This window comes from Kocuria sp. ZOR0020 (assembly GCF_000800955.1).
GTDB classification, from domain to species: Bacteria; Actinomycetota; Actinomycetes; order Actinomycetales; family Micrococcaceae; genus Kocuria; species Kocuria subflava.
Genome location: NZ_JROX01000351.1, coordinates 1 through 746, shown reverse-complemented (window position 1 = coordinate 746; position 746 = coordinate 1). Strand labels below are relative to the sequence as shown.

The following is a 746-nucleotide window of genomic DNA, read 5'->3' as shown; positions in this document are numbered from 1 at the left end:
TGTCCATTGTCACGCTTTGCTTAATATCTACCCTTGTCGTGATTCTATTTCTATTCCAGTTCCTAGAAGCGAAGTTAATGAATAATAAGTTTCTAGGGTCTATTTCAGACGAAGCGTGTTGAATAGTTGTTGTCGGTTGAAATTGAACCTTAGAGAATATCCTTTTAGCTACGTCATGAGCCGATGAAGTTTCCGCTTTTCGGTTGATTGTAGCCTTTCCTTCAAAGATAGTTGAATTGAAAAAGTAGCCATAACTCATTAAATTATTCTTATTAGGGTCAATTAAATAATCAATGATAGCAAAATTTGTCGTTTTAGTTATTGCATTTGGAACATCAAGACTTTCAATCATTGCCCAAAAATAGTTCTTTAATGTAGCTTTATTACTTTCATCTACATCTGTCACAAGATAAACCATATCCAAGTTTAGCTTTTTCTTTTGACCTAGAGCCTCCTCGATTGGAACAACTTCAGGAAAAAGAATTTGAACAATATCCCCAACTTCTACCGAAACCGTCAATGTAGCTGACGAAGTGTAAAGATAGCCTGTTTCCCATAACTCATAGTTAATAACTTGACATCTTGCCTTTGGTATTGGTAGCCCTCTTTTGTCTTTTTTACCATTAGGAAGAGTAAAATCAGATATATTATAATAATTAGGGTTAAAGTTATCATAAACATTAGCTTCTAACATTAAACGAAGTCCGCCTTTCTCTTGATTTTGAACTCTGCCTTAGTTAAATTGA

General features: G+C 34.0%; 1 protein-coding gene. It reads right to left on the bottom strand.

What is annotated here, in order from left to right; all coding sequences use genetic code 11:
- Positions 1-694: hypothetical protein (locus tag L979_RS15435; RefSeq protein WP_047692799.1), on the bottom strand; the 694-nt coding region annotated here is incomplete at its 3' end.
- Positions 695-746: the final 52 nt, after the last annotated feature.